This is a genomic window from Rhodococcus sp. 11-3, from assembly GCF_023704055.1.
Classification (GTDB): domain Bacteria; phylum Actinomycetota; class Actinomycetes; order Mycobacteriales; family Mycobacteriaceae; genus Rhodococcus; species Rhodococcus aetherivorans.
In genome coordinates this window covers 3,810,902-3,827,866 of sequence record NZ_CP080406.1, presented here as the reverse complement: position 1 = coordinate 3,827,866, position 16,965 = coordinate 3,810,902, and the positions used below count along the sequence as shown (strand labels likewise).

The 16,965-nt window shown below is 72.6% G+C and carries 18 protein-coding genes; 11 read left to right on the top strand and 7 right to left on the bottom strand.

Features of this window, described 5'->3' with window-relative positions:
• Positions 1-96 precede the first annotated feature (96 nt).
• From KZJ41_RS17885 to KZJ41_RS17875, 3 genes are all read left to right on the top strand, one after another.
• A complete protein-coding gene (locus tag KZJ41_RS17885) occupies positions 97-1,182 on the top strand; it encodes an S-(hydroxymethyl)mycothiol dehydrogenase (RefSeq protein ID WP_006940578.1) in 1,086 nt (361 codons plus the stop codon).
• Positions 1,179-1,838 (top strand): MBL fold metallo-hydrolase, encoded by a 660-nt coding sequence (locus tag KZJ41_RS17880; protein ID WP_102799088.1) that lies wholly within the window; start codon positions 1,179-1,181, stop codon positions 1,836-1,838. Before KZJ41_RS17885 ends, KZJ41_RS17880 begins: the two co-directional genes overlap by 4 nt.
• 61 nt (positions 1,839-1,899) lie before the next feature.
• Positions 1,900-2,928, top strand: a complete 1,029-nt coding sequence (locus KZJ41_RS17875) for a GTP-binding protein (RefSeq protein WP_044476173.1) — start codon at positions 1,900-1,902, stop codon at positions 2,926-2,928.
• 26 nt (positions 2,929-2,954) lie between these two features.
• Here KZJ41_RS17875 and KZJ41_RS17870 read toward each other — a convergent pair whose 3' ends face one another.
• From KZJ41_RS17870 to glp, 4 genes are all read right to left on the bottom strand, one after another.
• Positions 2,955-4,382 carry a DEAD/DEAH box helicase gene (locus KZJ41_RS17870; protein ID WP_029544502.1) on the bottom strand — a complete coding sequence of 476 codons (1,428 nt, stop codon included), beginning with the start codon at positions 4,380-4,382 and terminating at the stop codon, positions 2,955-2,957.
• Between the two features lie 175 nt (positions 4,383-4,557).
• Entirely contained in the window at positions 4,558-5,004 is a 447-nt protein-coding gene (locus KZJ41_RS17865) for a molybdenum cofactor biosynthesis protein MoaE (protein WP_029544500.1), read from the bottom strand.
• Complete coding sequence (gene moaCB / locus KZJ41_RS17860; protein WP_006940573.1) at positions 4,997-6,043, bottom strand: bifunctional molybdenum cofactor biosynthesis protein MoaC/MoaB; 1,047 nt, start codon at positions 6,041-6,043, stop codon at positions 4,997-4,999. The genes KZJ41_RS17865 and moaCB overlap by 8 nt, the downstream gene beginning before the upstream one ends.
• Complete coding sequence (gene glp, locus KZJ41_RS17855; protein WP_251549372.1) at positions 6,040-7,269, bottom strand: gephyrin-like molybdotransferase Glp; 1,230 nt, start codon at positions 7,267-7,269, stop codon at positions 6,040-6,042. The genes moaCB and glp overlap by 4 nt, the downstream gene beginning before the upstream one ends.
• Positions 7,270-7,389: 120 nt before the next feature.
• On the opposite strand from glp, the gene moaA reads away from it, so the two are divergent.
• Entirely contained in the window at positions 7,390-8,451 is a 1,062-nt protein-coding gene (gene moaA / locus KZJ41_RS17850) for a GTP 3',8-cyclase MoaA (RefSeq protein WP_029544496.1), read from the top strand.
• A complete protein-coding gene (locus tag KZJ41_RS17845) occupies positions 8,444-8,704 on the top strand; it encodes a MoaD/ThiS family protein (RefSeq protein ID WP_006940570.1) in 261 nt (86 codons plus the stop codon). Before moaA ends, KZJ41_RS17845 begins: the two co-directional genes overlap by 8 nt.
• Positions 8,705-8,792: 88 nt before the next feature.
• Here KZJ41_RS17845 and nadE read toward each other — a convergent pair whose 3' ends face one another.
• Positions 8,793-9,632, bottom strand: coding sequence for an ammonia-dependent NAD(+) synthetase (nadE, locus tag KZJ41_RS17840; protein ID WP_006940569.1), 840 nt, complete (start codon positions 9,630-9,632; stop codon positions 8,793-8,795).
• Positions 9,633-9,707: 75 nt separating this feature from the next.
• Between nadE and KZJ41_RS17835 the strand changes: the two genes are divergently transcribed.
• Entirely contained in the window at positions 9,708-10,481 is a 774-nt protein-coding gene (locus KZJ41_RS17835) for a fructosamine kinase family protein (RefSeq protein WP_050035431.1), read from the top strand.
• The gene (locus KZJ41_RS17830; RefSeq protein WP_006940567.1) at positions 10,478-11,026 is read left to right on the top strand and encodes a nucleosidase; all 549 of its coding nucleotides are present in this window, start codon (positions 10,478-10,480) and stop codon (positions 11,024-11,026) included. Before KZJ41_RS17835 ends, KZJ41_RS17830 begins: the two co-directional genes overlap by 4 nt.
• Before the next feature lie 15 nt (positions 11,027-11,041).
• On the opposite strand, the gene KZJ41_RS17825 is transcribed toward KZJ41_RS17830, so the two are convergent.
• Both KZJ41_RS17825 and KZJ41_RS17820 read right to left on the bottom strand, forming a co-directional pair.
• The gene (locus tag KZJ41_RS17825) at positions 11,042-11,833 is read right to left on the bottom strand and encodes an META domain-containing protein (protein ID WP_050036388.1); all 792 of its coding nucleotides are present in this window, start codon (positions 11,831-11,833) and stop codon (positions 11,042-11,044) included.
• A 5-nt stretch (positions 11,834-11,838) separates the two neighbouring features.
• A complete protein-coding gene (locus tag KZJ41_RS17820; protein ID WP_006940565.1) occupies positions 11,839-12,468 on the bottom strand; it encodes a TetR/AcrR family transcriptional regulator in 630 nt (209 codons plus the stop codon).
• 86 nt (positions 12,469-12,554) lie between these two features.
• Here KZJ41_RS17820 and KZJ41_RS17815 point away from each other — a divergent pair, with 86 nt between their 5' ends.
• The 4 genes from KZJ41_RS17815 to KZJ41_RS17800 all read left to right on the top strand — a co-directional run bounded on the left by KZJ41_RS17815 (position 12,555) and on the right by KZJ41_RS17800 (position 16,898).
• Positions 12,555-13,115, top strand: coding sequence for an NAD(P)H-dependent oxidoreductase (locus KZJ41_RS17815; RefSeq protein WP_006940564.1), 561 nt, complete (start codon positions 12,555-12,557; stop codon positions 13,113-13,115).
• A 140-nt stretch (positions 13,116-13,255) separates the two neighbouring features.
• Positions 13,256-13,804, top strand: coding sequence for a 2Fe-2S iron-sulfur cluster-binding protein (locus KZJ41_RS17810; protein WP_043798879.1), 549 nt, complete (start codon positions 13,256-13,258; stop codon positions 13,802-13,804).
• Positions 13,801-14,790 (top strand): xanthine dehydrogenase family protein subunit M, encoded by a 990-nt coding sequence (locus KZJ41_RS17805; RefSeq protein WP_043798882.1) that lies wholly within the window; start codon positions 13,801-13,803, stop codon positions 14,788-14,790. The genes KZJ41_RS17810 and KZJ41_RS17805 overlap by 4 nt, the downstream gene beginning before the upstream one ends.
• Positions 14,787-16,898, top strand: coding sequence for a xanthine dehydrogenase family protein molybdopterin-binding subunit (locus KZJ41_RS17800; RefSeq protein ID WP_251549370.1), 2,112 nt, complete (start codon positions 14,787-14,789; stop codon positions 16,896-16,898). Before KZJ41_RS17805 ends, KZJ41_RS17800 begins: the two co-directional genes overlap by 4 nt.
• The last annotated feature ends 67 nt before the right edge of the window (positions 16,899-16,965 follow it).

Below are 16,965 nucleotides of genomic sequence, written 5' to 3'. Positions count from 1 at the left end.
AGGTACCGGGGCGCCGCGCCGCCGATAGCGTGTGCGCATACCGCGATACGTCGCCGACGTCGCGCGAGCACCGCACGAGAAGAAGGAGACACCGTCATGCCACAGCAGGTCCGGGGCGTCGTCGCCCGCGCGAAGGGCGCTCCCGTCGAGGTCGTGCCGATCGTCATCCCCGACCCGGGGCCGGGGGAGGTCGTCGTTGCGATCGCCGCGTGCGGCGTGTGCCACACCGACCTGCACTACCGGGAGGGCGGCATCAACGACGAGTTCCCGTTCCTGCTCGGGCACGAGGCCGCCGGTGTCGTCGAGTCCGTCGGTGCGGGCGTCGACTCGGTCGCCGTCGGGGACTTCGTCGTCCTCAACTGGCGGGCCGTGTGCGGGCAGTGCCGCGCCTGCAAGCGCGGCCGCCCGCAGTACTGCTTCGACACCCACAACGCCACGCAGAAGATGACCCTCGAGGACGGCACCGAGCTGACCCCGGCCCTGGGCATCGGCGCGTTCGCCGACAAGACCCTCGTGCACGCAGGGCAGTGCACCAAGGTCGACCCCAGCGCCGACCCGGCCGTCGTCGGCCTGCTCGGCTGCGGGGTGATGGCCGGCCTCGGTGCCGCGGTGAACACCGGCGGGGTGACCCGCGGCGACTCCGTCGCGGTGATCGGCTGCGGCGGCGTGGGCGACGCCGCGATCATGGGCGCCCGCCTCGCCGGCGCCAACAAGATCATCGCGGTCGACCGGGACCCGAGGAAGCTCGAGTGGGCCACCGACCTCGGGGCTACCCACACCATCAACGGGGCCGAGGTCGACGCGGTCGAGGCGATCCAGGAGCTGACCGGCGGCTTCGGCGCCGACGTGGTCATCGACGCGGTCGGCCGCCCGGAGACGTGGAAGCAGGCGTTCTACGCCCGCGACCTGGCCGGCACCGTCGTCCTCGTCGGGGTGCCCACCCCGGAGATGACCCTCGAGATGCCGCTGATCGACTTCTTCTCCCGCGGCGGGTCCCTCAAGTCGTCCTGGTACGGCGACTGCCTGCCCGAGCGGGACTTCCCCATGCTCGTCGACCTCTACCAGCAGGGCCGGCTGCCGCTCGAGAAGTTCGTCACCGAGCGCATCGCCCTCGACCAGGTGGAGAAGGCGTTCGAGACCATGCACCGCGGCGAGGTGCTGCGCTCGGTGGTGGTCCTGTGACCGGGGCGAGCGGAGCGACGGGGGATAGGCACCGCCTGCGTATCGATCGGGTCGTCACCCACGGCACCTTCGCCCTCGACGGCGGCGAGTGGGAGGTCGACAACAACATCTGGCTCGTCGGCGACGACGACGAGGTGGTCGTGATCGATGCCGCGCACACCGCGCAGCCGATCATCGACGCCGTCGGTGGCCGGAAGGTGGTGGCGATCGTGTGCACGCACGGGCACAACGACCACGTCACCGTCGCCCCCGAACTGGCCGACAAGCTCGACGCCCCGATCCTGCTCAACCCCGCCGACGACGTGCTGTGGGAGATGACCCACCCCGGTGTCGCGCACCGGCCGCTCGCGGACGGGGATCGGATCACGGTGGCGGGCACCGACATCCAGGTCATCCACACCCCCGGGCACTCGCCCGGCTCGACGTGCCTGTACCTGCCGGAGGCGGGCGAGCTGTTCACCGGCGACACCCTGTTCTCCGGCGGTCCCGGTGCGACGGGACGCTCGTACTCGGACTTCCCGACCATCATCGGCTCGATCCGCGACAAGCTGTTCGCCCTGCCCGCCGAGACGAAGGTGCACACCGGTCACGGCGACGGCACGACGATCGGCACCGAGTCCCCGCATCTCGAGGAATGGATCCGCCGGGGCAACTGACGAGGCCCGTGGTGCGTCCCGTCCCGGACCGGCCGGCGGGGCGCACCGCTAGGCTCGCCTCATGGCGAACAAGCGGATCCCCGTGGTGATCGTCGCAGGATTCCTGGGCTCCGGGAAGACCACCCTGCTCAATCACCTGCTGCGCAACAACCGCGGCGCGCGAATCGGCGTGATCGTCAACGACTTCGGCTCGGTCAACATCGACTCGATGATGGTCGCCGGGCAGGTCGACTCCATGGTCTCGCTGAGCAACGGCTGCCTGTGCTGCGCCGTCGACGTCGCCGACATGGACGCGATGCTCGACCGGCTCGCGCACCGTACCTCCGGCATCGACGTCATCGTCGTCGAAGCCAGCGGACTCGCCGAGCCGCGCAACATGATCCGGCTCGTCGTCGGCTCGGGCAACGAATACGTGGGTTACGGCGGTCTCGTCCTCGTCGTCGATGCCGCCGAGTTCGGCACCGTCCGGGACCGGCATCCCGAACTCGATCAGCACGTCGCGCTCGCGGACCTCGTGCTGCTCAACAAGACCGACCGCATCGACGGCGACGCCCACGACGAGTTGCTCGAACTGCTGTGCCGCCTCAACGACCGCGCCGCGATCGTGTCCACCGTGCACGGGCGCATCGACCCGGCGTTGCTGTTCGACATCCCCGAACGCCCCGAGCCGCAACCCGGCGAACAACTCAGCCTCGACCGGTTGCTCTACGAGGAACACGACGAGGACGGCGACCACACGCACCTGCACGACGGCTACGAAGCCGTCGACTTCGAGTCCCCCGTCCCGCTGCACCCGCGTGCCCTCGTCGACTTCCTCGAGGACCAGCCGGCCGGGGTGTTCCGCATCAAGGGGTACGTCCACGTCGTCGCCGGGGGACGCACGCGCACCTACCTGCTGCACACCGTCGGCGACCACATCCGCTTCGACCCCGTCCGGCGCACGGGCGACGTCCCTGCCACCACCCGGCTCGTCGTGATCGGCGCCGATCTGGACCCCGAGGCGGTACGCGCCCGGCTCGCCGAATGTGTCCCGACCGAACCGGTGCCGGCAGACGCGATGCTGGCCGTGCACCGGTTCACCCCGCGCTGAGCGCGGGTCCGGAAGCGGGGACCTACCTACCGTGCGGCGGTCGCCGACGTGTGATTCGGGCGACGCCGGCGCCCCCCGGCCTGGCCGGCGCGTTCCTGCCGGGCCGCCGGCTGCTCCTGCCGCGACGCGCCCTGCTGCCGGGCGGCCCCGCCGCCGTGCTGCCGGGCGGCCCCGCCGCCGTGCTGCCGGGCGCCGCGCTGAGCGGCCCCGCTGCCGCTGCGCCGGGCCGGCCGTCGCGATCCACCGCCGGACGGGGCCGGTGCGGCCTGCTTGACCGACGGGCTCACGTGCGGGGCGATCTCGCCGACCAGGTCCAGCACGTGCTCCGACTTCGCCGTCACCCGCACCGGAGTGACCTTGATCGCGGCCTTGCGCATGATGACGGCCAGATCCTTGCGCTGCTCGGGCAGCACCACGGTCACGACGTCGCCGGTGCTCCCGGCGCGGGCCGTACGGCCCGAACGGTGCAGGTACGCCTTGTGCTCGGCCGGCGGGTCGACGTGCACCACCAGTTCCACGTCGTCGACGTGGACGCCGCGGGCCGCGACGTCGGTGGCCACGAGCACACGCGCCTCACCGGAGGAGAACGCCGCGAGGTTGCGGTCGCGCGCGTTCTGCGACAGGTTGCCGTGCAGATCGACCGCCGGGATGCCGGACTCGGTGAGCTGACGGGCGAGCTTGCGGGCCTGATGCTTGGTGCGCATGAACAGGATTCGCCGGCCCGTACCGGACGCCAGGGTCCGCACGAGGTCCTTCTTCGTGTCGGCGTTGTCGACGTCGAACACGTGATGGGTCATCGCCGCTACCGGGGAGTGCGCCTCGTCGACCGAGTGCAGCACCTCGTTGCGCAGGAACCGCTTGACGAGCTTGTCGACGCCGTTGTCCAGCGTGGCCGAGAACAGCAGGCGCTGACCGTCCTTGGGGGTCGCGTTCATGATGCGCGTCACGCCGGGCAGGAAGCCGAGATCGGCCATGTGGTCCGCCTCGTCGAGCACGGTGATCTCCACCGCGTCGAGCGTGACGAACTTCTGCCGCATCAGGTCCTCGAGGCGGCCCGGGCAGGCGATCACGATGTCCACGCCGCGGCGCAGCGCGTCGACCTGCCGGTTCTGCGACACTCCGCCGAAGATGGTGGTCACCCGCAGCCCGGCGACCCGCGCGAGGGGCTCGACGACCGCGGCGATCTGCGTGGCCAGCTCGCGGGTGGGGGCCAGCACCAGCCCACGCGGGCGGCCGGCCTCGCGGGTGGCGCGGCCGGCCAGGCGCGCGGCGAGCGGAATGGAGAACGCCAGCGTCTTGCCACTGCCCGTGCGGCCCCGGCCGAGCACGTCACGGCCGGCCAGCGTGTCGGGCAGCGTGTCGACCTGGATCGGGAACGGGCTCGTGATGCCGCTGTCGCCCAGGGAGGCCACCAGGGTCCGGGGGACGCCGAGGTCGGAGAAGGAAACGGTCATAGGTACAGAACTGCCTTTCGATGCAGCGTGCACGCACCCCGAGACGATCTCGGAGGGCGCAGTGGATCGCCGCAAGGAAAGCCGATGCCGGTATTGCATGCGGAACCGGGCACGATCCCGGCCCGCCGGTATCCCACGACGGTGAGCATCGTCGTGATGCCCGAACTACCGCAGCCTACCCCACGCCGGGATGCTCGTCGGCGCACGCGTCGAGGCCGACCCACTCGGACAGACCGTCCGCGAATCGCTGCCGCTTCCAGATGGGGACCTCGCGTTTGATGCGTTCGACCAGTTCGGCGCACACAGCGAAGGCTTCGGCCCGGTGCGGTGCCGCCACCGCCGCCACCAGCGCGAGATCGCCGATGGTGAGATCGCCCACTCTGTGGACCGCGGCGACCGGCAGTCCCGACTCCGCCGCCACCTGTTCGCAACAGCGACGCAGGAATCGCTCCGCCTCGGGGTGCGCCCGGTACTCGAGCGCGCTCACCGCGCGCCCGCCGTCGTGGTTGCGCACCACCCCGCTGAACAGCACCACCGCCCCGTGCTGGGGGCCGGCGACCGCGGCGTCCACCGACGCCGGGTCGAGCGGCTCGGCCGAGATCCGTGCCAGCAGCTCATTCATGCGCGCCTCCTCCGGCGACCTGGGCCAGCAGGTGGCCGAGAATCGGCTCGAGCACCGCCAGCCCGTCCTTCACGCCACCCGGTGAGCCGGGCAGATTGACCACCACCGTGCGGCCCACCAGCCCGGCCACGCCGCGTGACAGCGAGGCGTGCGGGGTGGCCTGCAGGCCGCGCAGGCGGATGGCCTCGGCGACCCCCGGCAGCTCGCGGTCCAGCAGCGCCAGCGTCGCCTCCGGGGTCGCGTCCGTGGGGGAGGCGCCGGTCCCGCCGGTGGAGATCACCAGGGCCGGGTCGCCGGCGAGCGCGTCCTCGAGGCCCCACGCGATGTCCGCGTCGGCATACACCAGCGGACCCCGCACCGTGAAGCCGCGCGCCTCGAGAAAGTCCGCGATCAGCGGGCCCGTCCTGTCCTCCCGCGTACCGGCAGCCACACCCGTGGACGCGACGAGCACCGTCGCCGGCACGCCGGCCTGCTCCAGGATGTCGTCCTCGTCCGGCGTGACGGTCTCGTCCTCCGCCGGTGCGGCGGTCTCCGCCTCGTCGCGCTGCCAGTGCCCGCGCTTGCCGCCCTCCTTCGAGACCAACCGCACTCCGTTCAGCACCGCGGCGGGGTCGACGGCCTTGACCATGTCGTGCAACGTCAGCCCGGCCACCGCGACGGCGGTGAGGGCCTCCATCTCGACGCCTGTGGGGCCCTTCGTCTTTGCCGTCGCCTCGATCGTGATCGCGGTGTCGGTGAACCCGAAGGTGACCTTCACCGACGACAGCGCCAACTGGTGGCACAGCGGAATCAGCTCCCACGTGCGCTTGGCCGCCGCGATCCCGGCGATCCGCGCGGTGGCGAGCACGTCCGCCTTGGGCATGTCGTCGGCCCGCACCAGCGACACCACCTCCGCGGTGGTGACGAGTTCGCCGGCGGCGACCGCGACGCGGGCGGTGTCGGCCTTGCCGGACACGTCGACCATGCGGGCGCGGCCCCTGTCGTCGAGGTGACTCAGGGCCCCGCCGTCGGGCGGGGTGAGGTCGTGCGGTTCGGTCATAGCGGTAGTACCTTCACGAGTTCTCCGGGTTCGAGGTCCGAGGTGTCGGCGGGGATGTCGAGCAGTACGTCCGCGGTGGCCATCGCGGCGATCAGGTGGGACCCGGCGCCGGGGATCGCCACCACGGCGCCGCCGTCGCGGCGAGCGCGCAGGAACTGGCGCTTGCCCGGCACGGAGCTGAGACCTGTTGACAGAGGACGGGTCTCGGGCTCGACGGCGGGCAGCCCCGCGGCGGCCCGCAGTACCGGCCGGGCGAACACCTCGAACGAGACCAGCGCGCTGACCGGATTGCCGGGGAAGGTCAGCACCGGCACGGAATCCACCAGTGCCGTGCCCTGCGGACCGCCCGGCTGCATCGCCACCGACACGAATTCGGCCCCTCGCGGGCCGAGCACGTCCTTGACGACCTCGAAGTCGCCCTTCGACACCCCGCCCGAGGTGAACACCACCTCGGCGACGGAGGCGGCGCGAGCGAGTTTCGCCGCGAACACCTCCGCATCGTCGCCGCTGCGATCCACCGAGACCACCAGCGCCCCGTTGGCGGCCGCGCTGGCGGCCAGGGCCGGCCCGTTCGAGTCGTGGATCTTGCCCGGGGCGAGAACGCTTCCTCCGGGCACCAGTTCGCTGCCGGTCGAGATCACCGCCACGCGCGGCCGAGTCCGGACGGACACGTGGGTCAGGCCGACGGCGGCGAGCGCCGCGACGTGCCGGGCCGCGACGACAGTGCCCGCGGGCAGCAGCGTGCGACCGCGGTGGATGTCGCTGCCGCGCTCGCGCACGTATGCCCCCGGTTCGGGCAGCGTGCACACCGTGACCCGGAGTCCCCGCCCCTCGGCCGCGGTGTCCTCGACCGGCACGGTGTCCTCGACCGGCACGGTGTCCTCGACGGGAACGACGGCGTCGGCACCGGTGGGCAGTGGCGCGCCGGTCATGATCTTGGTGGCGGTCCCGGGCACGTGCGCGACGACCCCGTCGCCGGCCGCGAGGACGGCACGCACGGGCAGGGTCGCGGGCGCCGCGGTGAGCGAGGCCGTGTCGACCGCGTAGCCGTCCATCTGCGAATTGCGGAAGGTGGGGAGGTCGATCGGAGCGACGACGTCCTCGGCCAGCACCCGGCCGAGCGCTTCGAGCAGCGGCACCGGTTCGGTACCGCGGATCAGCAACGGGGAGAGCAACGTCGCCACGTGTCGCGCATGCTCCTCCACCGACCGCCTGCCGCCCGCCATGGGCCAATCCTAGGCACACCGCTCGCGGCGCCGTGCGTCCTCGTCCGGGTCGTGGTTTCTGCTCCTCCCGCACGACGGGGCCCGCGACGGCATACTGAGGGTCATGAGGACGGAGGCCCGATGACCGCGGTGCACGTGGGGATCCCGGCGGTGCGCCCTGCCGCGGCCGACGACGTCTCCGACCGGCCCGACACCCCCGAACTGCTGGACCGGTTCGGGCGTGTCGCGCGCGACCTGCGGGTGTCGATCACCGAGAAGTGCTCGCTGCGCTGCACGTACTGCATGCCCGAGGAGGGGCTGCCGGCGATCCCGCGCGAGCGGCTGCTCAGCGCCGACGAGATCGTGCGGCTCGTGGCCGTCGCGGTGCACCGGCTCGGGGTCCGGGAGGTGCGCTTCACCGGCGGGGAGCCGCTCATGCGGCGGGACCTCGAGCAGATCGTCGCCGGGTGTGCGCGCGCCGTCCCCGGCATCCCGCTGGCGGTGACGACCAACGCGGTGGGACTCGCCCATCGTGCCCGGGCGCTGGCGGAGGCGGGCCTGACCCGGGTCAACATCTCCCTGGACTCGGTCGACCGCGCGCGGTTCGCCCGGCTGACCCGGCGCGATCGGCTGGATTCGGTGCTCGACGGGATCCGCGCGGCCAAGGCGGCCGGGTTCGCGCCGGTGAAGGTCAACGCGGTGCTCATGCCGCAGACCCTCGACGGGGCCGCGGACCTGCTGGCCTGGTGCCTCGACGAGGGCGTGCAGCTGCGGTTCATCGAGCAGATGCCGCTCGACGCCGACCACGAGTGGGCCCGGGCGAACATGGTGCCCGCGCAGCGGCTGCTCGACGTGCTCTCCGCCCGCTTCGCCCTCACCGAGGTCGGCCGCGAGGACCCGTCGGCGCCGGCCGAACGCTGGGCGGTCGACGGCGGGCCCGCGACGGTCGGCATCATCGCGTCGGTGACCCGGTCGTTCTGCTCGGACTGCGACCGCACCCGCCTGACGTCGGAGGGCACCGTGCGCTCGTGCCTGTTCAGCGACCGGGAGACCGACCTGCGGGCGGCGCTGCGCGGCGGCGCGAACGACGACGAGCTCGCCGCGCTGTGGCGTGGTGCAATGTGGAACAAGTGGGCCGGACACGGCATCGACGCGGCGGACTTCACCCCGCCGCAGCGCAGCATGGGAGCTATCGGTGGGTGAGACCGTGACGGGCATCGAGGTGCGGTATTTCGCGGCGGCGGCGGACGCGGCCGGAGTGGAGAAGGAGACGGTGGCGCTGGCGCCGTCGGTGGATCTGGGCACCCTCAAGACCGCCCTGATCGACCGTCACGGCGCCGAGATGGCGCGGGTGTTGTCGGTGGCCGCGTTCCTCATCGACTCCGAACTCACCCGCGACCTCGGACGCGCCGCCGGACCTACGGTCGACGTCCTCCCGCCGTTCGCCGGCGGCTGACGGGATCAGGCCCGGCCGCCGGGCTGAGCGGATCAGGCCCGGCCCGCCGGGCGGGGCGGATCGGCCCGGCCGCCGGGCGGGGTGGCTGTCAGCGCCACCAGGTGTCGAACGGCGACACCGGCACCGTCCGCTTGTGCCGGGTGTTCAGGAACGTCCGCTCGAGCTTCTCGGCCAGCTCCGGGGTGACGTCCTTGCCCTCGAGGTAGTCGTCGATCTCCGCGTAGGTCATGCCCAGGGCCACCTCGTCCGGAAGGGCCGGCCGGTCCTCCTCGAGATCCGCGGTCGGCACCTTCTGCCAGGTGCTGTCGGGGGCCCCGAGTTCGCGCAGCAGCGCTGCGCCCTGCCGCTTCGTCAGGCCGGCGAGCGGGGTCAGGTCCACCCCGCCGTCGCCGTGCTTGGTGAAGAACCCGGTCACCGCCTCGGCGGCGTGGTCCGTCCCGACCACCAGGTAGCCGAGCTCGCCGGCGATCGCGTACTGCAGGATCATCCGCTCGCGGGCCTTGATGTTGCCCCGCACGAAGTCGCTCAGCTGCGATCCGTTGCCGTAGATCTCGTGCATGGCCTGCCCGACCTCGGCGGCCGAGGCGTCGGCACCGGGCTTGACGTTGATCCGCAACGAGCGGTCGGGACCGATGAACTCCAGCGCGACCTGCGCGTCGTGCTCGTCGGCCTGCTCGCCGTAGGGCAGCCGCACCGCGACGAACTCGGCCTCGCGGCCCTCGGCCCGCAGTTCCTCCGCCGCGAGCTGGGCGAGCCGGCCGGCGAGGGTGCTGTCCTGACCGCCGCTGATGCCGAGAACGAACCCCTTGGCGGGGGTCGACACGACGTAGTCCTTCAGGAACTGCACGCGGGACCGGACCTCCGCCCGGGGGTCGATCGTCGGCCGGACGCCGAGTTCCTCGATGATCTGCTCGCGAAGGTTCGCCATATTCCGAACCCTAGCGGGACGCCCGACGGTCTGCTCGGGTGACATGCGCGGCGCGCCGCGGGCACACTCGTGGCGATGAGCAGCGACGTCTTCCGCAAGCACCGGGCCGGGGCTCACCCCGACTTCTTCCGCGCCGAGGCCGCCGGGCTGGCCTGGCTCGCGGACGCCGGCATGCCCGTTGCCGGTGTCCGCGACGTCGGGGTGGACCACATCGACCTCGAGCGGTTGACCGAGGCGGCCCCCACCGCCGCGGCGGCTCGGGAGTTCGGCGCTCGCCTGGCGCGTATGCACGCCGCGGGCGCTGCCGGATTCGGTTGCGCACCGGATGGATTCGACGGCCAGCTGTTCATCGGCAAGCGGCCGATGAGTAGCACGGTCCACGCGAGCTGGGGCGAGTTCTACGTGGTGGAACGGGTCGAGCCGTTCCTGCGGATCGCGGTGGACGCCGGCAGCGTCACCGCCGCGCAGCTGCCCGACGTCGAGCGGGCCTGCACGCGCGTCGCCGCCGGGGAGTTCGACGACGGTGCACCCCCCGCCCGCCTGCACGGCGACCTGTGGAACGGCAACGTGCTGTGGACCGCCGCGGGGGTGGTGCTGATCGACCCGGCGGCGCACGGCGGTCATCGCGAGACGGACCTGGCGATGCTGGCGCTGTTCGGCTGCCCCCGGCTCGACGAGATCGTCGCGGCCTACGACGCCACGTGCCCGCTGCGGGCCGGATGGCGCGAGCGCGTGCCGATGCACCAGCTGCATCCGCTGGCGGTGCACGCGGCGGGCTACGGTGCGGGGTACGGGCGGGCGCTGCACCGGGCGGCGCTCGCGACCCTCGCGCTGGGAGAGAAGAGTTGACCGAGATCCTCGTCGTCGCCGCCACGAAGTCCGAGGCAGCGCACGTGCCGGCGCACTACGAGACGGTGATCACCGGCATCGGCAAGGTGCACGCGGCCGTCGCGGTGACCGAGGCGCTGGCGCGGCACCGGCGCGGGACCCCGCCGGTGGTGGTCAACATCGGGACCGCCGGGGCGCTGCACCTGCACCACGGCGGCCTCTACGTCCCCTCGGCGGTGATCAATCACGACATCAGCAGCGAGGTGCTGCGCAGCCTCGGCTACCCGGTCGAGGACGTGCTCGAACTCGACGACGGGGACGGGACGGTGCTCGCCACGGGCGATTCCTTCGTCTCGGACGCGCAGGTGCGTGACGCGCTCGCCGCCCGCGCCGACCTCGTCGACATGGAGGGCTTCGCGGTCGCGCTTGCCGCATCCCGCATGGGCGCGCAGTGCCGGCTCGTCAAGCACGTGAGCGACCACGCCGACGAGACCGCCCTGGACTGGCCGGCCAAGGTCGATGCCAGTGCCCGCGCACTCGCGCAGTGGCTGGTCGAGCGGTACTGAGCCGAAGCCGGCTCGTCAGCGGGCGGTGTATCCGAGACCGGTGACACCGTCGGCGGCGGTCAGCCGCATCGCCGCACCCTCGACCGTGTACCGCACCTCGCCGGCCAGCACTCCCAGGACGGCCGACTCGATCCGCGCGAGCTCCGGGTCGGGGCACGCCGCGCGGGTGGTGGCCAGCGGCCCGAACGTGACCACGGTGTCTCCGACGGTGGCGGTACCGGTGAACCGGTTGCAGCCGGTGCTGCCCGAGACCGTGCCGTCGCCGGCGACGGTCAGGGTGGGCGCGGCGTTCTCGAGGGCGCGGGAGGTCGACACCGCGTCGGCCGTGACGAGTTCGGTGAGCACCCAGTGCGTGTCCACGACGGGACGGTCGGGGTCGGCGACCGTGCGGTCGAGCAGTGAGACGGACACGTCCCCGCCGTCGAGGGTGAGTACGTCGCCGTCGAGACGCCAGCGCGGTTCCGACGCCAGCAGATCGGACAGCCAGGTGTCGGCGCGGTCGAGCGGCGGCGGGCACGACATGAGAGTGCTGCCGAGCCGATCGGCGCGCAGCACGCCGTCGCCGAGTTCCACCGACCCGAACGAACGGTTGCAGCCGGCGGTGGCGGCGATCCGGCCCGCATCGGGGAACTCCACGACCAGTGGGCCGCCGCCGGGAATCTGCGGGCCCGACACGGCGGTGGAGACGAACGCCCGCCCCACGAGCACGGCCGGGTCCTGGGGCGGGGCGGCGGCGCCGTCGCCCGCGCAGGCGGCCGTCGTCGCGGCCAGCGCGAGGAGAATCGAGAGCCCGAGAGTCCGCCGCATGCCGGTCACGGTACCGCCCGCCCGGCGGCGGGCGGCGCCGTGACGACGCGGCGGGCCAGGTCCGCCCACCCGTCGGCGAGCCGGTCGAGCGAGAACCCCAGATCGCGCCACTGATGCAGGACCAGGGTGGCCTCGAGCGGGGCGAACAGGGCCTGGGCCAGCAGCGGGAGGTCGCCGTCGACACCCGCAGCGCGAAGCAGGACCTCGATGTGGGTCAGGCTGACGGCCCGTGCCGGGGCGTTGAACCGGGCCTCGGCGGAACTCTCCGCGGCGCGGAGCACCTCGCCCTGCACCTCCACGAGACGGATGCGGGCACGACCGAACGCGACGAGCCGGTCGACGGGATCGGCGCCGGGTCCGAGCGGCGGGGGACCGGTGAGGAACTGCTGCTGCAGGGCCTGTTCGGAATGGTCGAGCAGGGCGCGCATGAGTCCCGCACGGGAGCCGAAGCGGCGGAAGACGGTGCCCTTGCCGACCCCGGCGCGCGCGGCCACGGCGTCCATCGTGACCGCGTCGACGCCGCGTTCGGCGACGAGGAGCGAGGCCGCCTCGAGGAGCCGGCGCCGGTTGCGGGCCGCGTCGCACCGTTCGACGCCCTCGTCCCCGACCAGCGGCAGCAGCGGAATGTTCACCACGTCACAGTACCGCCCGGGAATGGAAGTGGACCGCGGTCCGTTTAGAGTGGAGTCAGACCCGGACACCCGAACCGAAGGAACACCCCATGTCCCAGACCCGCGTTCTCGCTCTCGTCGGCAGCCTGCGCTCCGCCTCCGTCAACCGCCGCCTCGCCGAGACCGCGGCCGCCGTCGCGCCGCAGGGCGTCGAGGTCTCCGTGTACGAAGGTCTCGGCGAGGTGCCCTTCTACAACGAGGACCTCGACGGCGAGACCGGCGCGCCCGTCGCCGCCGGGGCGCTGCGCGTCGCGGCGAGCGAGGCCGACGCCCTCCTGCTCGTCACCCCCGAGTACAACGGCACCATCCCCGCCGTGCTCAAGAACGCCATCGACTGGCTCTCCCGCCCGTACGGCGCCGGCGCCCTGGCCGGCAAGCCCGTCGCCGTCATCAGCGCCTCGCCCAGCGGCAACGGCGCGAAGTGGGCGCTCGAGGAGACCGTCAAGGCGCTCGGCATCGCCGGCAGCCGGACGGGCCTGCAGCTGTCCATCGGCGGCACCATCGACAAGTTCGGCGACGCCCACCCCAAGGAGAACGCCGAGGTCGCCGAGCAGATCTCCGCGCTGCTCGCCCAGCTCGCCGACGCCCGCCGGGAACTCGTCGACGCCTGAGCCGGCCGCACACCGAACGGCCCCGGACCACGCCCGGTCCGGGGCCGTCACCGTCCGTACCCCATTCGCGCCCGCAGCCGTGATTGCCGGGGCATGCTGCGGGGAATACCTCGCCAGTCCCCACCGCGACGGAGGAGCCCATGGCGCACGAGAGCGACAGTCCCGGCGAACACGAGCACACGATCACCCTGCGCGTCGACGGCCGTGAGCGCCGCTGCATCGTCGACGTGCGCACCACGCTCCTCGATGCCCTGCGCGACCGGCTCGGGATCTACTCCCCGAAGAAGGGCTGCGACCACGGCCAGTGCGGCGCGTGCACGGTCCTGCTCGACTCCCGGCGCATCGTGAGTTGCCTGTCGCTCGCGGTCGCCCACGACGGCGCCGACGTCGTCACCGCCGCCGGCATCGCGGACGACGGTCCCTCGCACCTGCCCCAGGCGTTCGTCGAATGCGACGCCTTCCAGTGCGGCTACTGCACACCGGGCCAGATCTGCTCCGCCGTCGGGATGTTCGACGAGGCCGCCAAGGGTTCCCCGAGCCACGTCACCGCGGACCTCACACAGGACCCGGAACTGACCGACGACGAGATCCGCGAACGCATGAGCGGAAACCTGTGCCGCTGCGCGGCCTACCCCAACATCGTCGAAGCGCTCCGCCACGTCGCGCGCGGGGAGGGGCACTGCTCGTGAAGACGTTCCGCTACGAGACGCCCGCCGATCCCGCCGCCGCGGTCGCCGCGGTCGCCGGCCACCCGGGTGCCGCCTTCCTCGCCGGCGGCACGAACCTGGTGGACCACCTCAAGCTCGGCGTCACCGCGCCCGACGTCCTCGTCGACGTCTCCCGCCTGTCGCTCGACGTCGTGGAGGAGACCGCCGAAGGCGGGCTGCGCGTCGGCGCCAACGTGCGCAACAGCGACCTGGCCGCCCACCCGATCGTCCGTCGCCGGTACCCGGTCCTGGCCCGGGCCCTGCTGGCCGGCGCCTCCCCGCAGCTGCGCAACATGGCCACCACCGCCGGCAATCTGCTCCAGCGCACCCGCTGCGTGTACTTCCGGGACCCGTCGACCCCGTGCAACAAGCGCACCCCGGGCAGCGGCTGCACCGCGATCGGTGGCTACACCCGCTACCACGCCATCCTCGGCGCCTCCGAACAGTGCGTCGCCACCCACCCGTCGGATATGGCGGTGGCGCTGCTCGCGCTCGACGCCCAGGTGACGGTGCTCGGATCGCAGGGGGAGCGGTGCATCCCCGTCGAGCAGCTCTACCGGCTTCCCGGCGAAAGCCCCGAGTACGACACGGTGCTCGAGCGCGACGAGCTGATCCTGGACGTCGAGATCCCGGCGCCCGAAGGCGCCGTCTCGACGTACCGCAAGGTGCGCGACCGGGCGTCGTACGCGTTCGCGCTCGTCTCGGTGGCGGCGGACCTGACGGTCGCCGACGGCGTCGTCACCGGATGCCGCATCGCCCTCGGCGGCGTCGCGCACCGGCCGTGGCGCGCCCATCGCGCCGAGCACATCCTGCTGGGGAGCGCCCCCGGTGACGGCGTCTTCGCTGCGGCAGCCGACGCGGAACTCGCCGATGCCCGGCCCCTCGACGGCAACGAGTTCAAGGTGCCGCTGTTGCGCCGCACCCTCGTCTCGGTACTGCGTGAACTCACCTCGGAGGCAGTCGCATGACCAACTCGGCCCAGCGCCCGATCGGCACGTCGACGCCGCGGGTGGACGGCCCGCAGAAGGTGGCCGGAACCGCGCCCTACGCGTACGAGCATCCGGTCGACGACCCGGCCTACCTCGTCCCGGTCACGGCAACCGTGGCGCGGGGAACGGTGACCCGCATCGAGACCGCGGAGGCGGAGGCCCTGCCCGGCGTGCTCGTCGTTCTCACCCCGTGGAATGCCCCCCGCCTGGCGGACACCTCGGAGGCCGAGTACGCGGTCCTGCAGAGCCCGGACGTCGCCTTCCGGGGGCAGATCGTCGCCGCCGTAGTCGCCGAGACGCCCGAGATCGCGCGACACGTAAGCGAACTGGTCCGGGTGGAGTACGAGTCCGCGCCGCACGACGTCGCGTTCCGGCACGACCACCCGCGCAGCTATGCCCCGGAACAGGCCAACGGCGGATATCCGACCGACACGGAACAGGGCGATGCCGCAGCGGCCGAGGCCGCGGAGCGCGACGGCGTCGTGGTCGACGGCTGGTATTCCACCCCGGAGGAGCACAACAACCCCCTCGAACCGCACACGGTCGTGGCCGAGTGGTCCGGCGAGTCGTTGACGTTGTACGACTCCACGCAGAGCGCCCACGGCGTCGTCTCCACGCTGGCTCCCGTGCTCGGTCTGCGCCCCCAGCAGATGCGGGTGATCAGTCCCTACGTCGGGGGTGGTTTCGGGTCCAAGGGGGCGCCGCACGCGCACGACGTCGTGGCGGCGATGGCGGCGCGCCTGCTGCCCGGTCGGGCGGTCAAGTTCGCCGTGTCCCGGCAGGACATGTTCGGGTACGTCGGCTACCGGCCGCCCACCGTCTCGCACGTCCGCCTCGTCGCGAGCCGGGAAGGGCGTCTCGAAGCCATGGTGCACGAGGCCTTCTCGCAGTCCTCGCACGTGCGCGAGTACGCGGAGCAGACGGCGGTGTCGTCGCGGGGGATGTACGCCTCGCCGTATCGGCGCACCTCGCACCGCATCGTCGCGCTCGACGTGCCCGCGCCCTACTGGATGCGTGCGCCGGGGGAGGCCCCCGGGATGTTCGCCGGCGAGGTCGCGATGGACGAGTTGGCGGTGGCGTGCGGCATGGACCCGATCGAACTGCGGGTCCGCAACGACCCGCCCGCCGATCCCGAGTCCGGCCGGCCCTGGTCCTCGCGCCGGCTGGTGGAGTGCCTGCGGGAGGGGAGTCGCAGTTTCGGCTGGGACGCCGCCGACCGCACGCCCGGCACCCGCCGCGACGGCCGGTGGCTCGTGGGGACCGGAGTGGCCGCGGCGAGCTACCCGCACCTGGTCAACCCCGGCACCGAGGTCGCGGTCCGGCACGACGGCGACGGGCGCTTCACCGTCCGCACCGGCGCCGCGGACATCGGGACCGGAGCATGGACCACGCTCACCCTCGTCGCGGCCGACGCGCTCGGCTGCCGGCCCGAGGACATCCATCTCGAGATCGGTGACTCGGCCCTGCCGAACGCCACCGTCGCCGGCGGATCCTCCGGTACCTCGTCGTGGGGCACGGCGATCGTCGCCGCGGCCCACGCGTTCCGCAAGCGGCACGGGGATCGACCGGAGCCGGGTGCCGAGGCATCGGCGACGGCCGAGGAGAATCCCGCGCTCGAGCACTACCGCATCCAGTCGTTCGGCGCGCATTTCGCCGAGGTGCGGGTGGATGTCGACACGGGCGAGATCCGGGTGCCGAGGATGCTCGGCGTGTTCTCCGTGGGCCGGGTGGTCAACCCCCGTACCGCCCGTTCGCAGCTGATCGGCGGGATGTGCTTCGGCATCTCCATGGCCCTGCACGAGGAGAGCATCCGCGATCCTCGCACCGGCCACGTGGTCAACCACGACCTTGCGGAGTACCACATCCCCACCAATGCCGACGTCGGCGACGTGGACGCGACCTGGCTCGACGAGGACGACCTGCACGCCACACCGATGGGGTCGCGCGGGGTCGGGGAGATCGGCATCGTCGGCAGCGCCGCGGCGGTCGTCAATGCCCTCCGGCACGCCACCGGGGCGCGGGTGCGCCGGCTTCCGGTGCACCTCGAGGACGTGCTCCCGTACCTGCCCGACAGCCCCGCGCGGTGAGTAACGACCTGGGAATATCACGGCTGTAACTCACAACATCTCGCGTTCTATGAATCTGTCGGCCACT

Bases quoted from the DNA above. Each gene is read 5' to 3' on its own strand.
- KZJ41_RS17885 (WP_006940578.1), top strand. From the start codon at position 97: ATGCCACAGCAGGTCCGGGGCGTCGTCGCCCGCGCGAAGGGCGCTCCC.
- KZJ41_RS17875 (WP_044476173.1), top strand. From the start codon at position 1,900: ATGGCGAACAAGCGGATCCCCGTGGTGATCGTCGCAGGATTCCTGGGC.
- KZJ41_RS17870 (WP_029544502.1), bottom strand. From the start codon at position 4,382: ATGACCGTTTCCTTCTCCGACCTCGGCGTCCCCCGGACCCTGGTGGCC.
- KZJ41_RS17865 (WP_029544500.1), bottom strand. From the start codon at position 5,004: ATGAATGAGCTGCTGGCACGGATCTCGGCCGAGCCGCTCGACCCGGCG.
- moaCB (WP_006940573.1), bottom strand. From the start codon at position 6,043: ATGACCGAACCGCACGACCTCACCCCGCCCGACGGCGGGGCCCTGAGT.
- glp (WP_251549372.1), bottom strand. From the start codon at position 7,269: ATGGCGGGCGGCAGGCGGTCGGTGGAGGAGCATGCGCGACACGTGGCG.
- moaA (WP_029544496.1), top strand. From the start codon at position 7,390: ATGACCGCGGTGCACGTGGGGATCCCGGCGGTGCGCCCTGCCGCGGCC.
- nadE (WP_006940569.1), bottom strand. From the start codon at position 9,632: ATGGCGAACCTTCGCGAGCAGATCATCGAGGAACTCGGCGTCCGGCCG.
- KZJ41_RS17835 (WP_050035431.1), top strand. From the start codon at position 9,708: ATGAGCAGCGACGTCTTCCGCAAGCACCGGGCCGGGGCTCACCCCGAC.
- KZJ41_RS17825 (WP_050036388.1), bottom strand. From the start codon at position 11,833: ATGCGGCGGACTCTCGGGCTCTCGATTCTCCTCGCGCTGGCCGCGACG.
- KZJ41_RS17815 (WP_006940564.1), top strand. From the start codon at position 12,555: ATGTCCCAGACCCGCGTTCTCGCTCTCGTCGGCAGCCTGCGCTCCGCC.
- KZJ41_RS17810 (WP_043798879.1), top strand. From the start codon at position 13,256: ATGGCGCACGAGAGCGACAGTCCCGGCGAACACGAGCACACGATCACC.
- KZJ41_RS17800 (WP_251549370.1), top strand. From the start codon at position 14,787: ATGACCAACTCGGCCCAGCGCCCGATCGGCACGTCGACGCCGCGGGTG.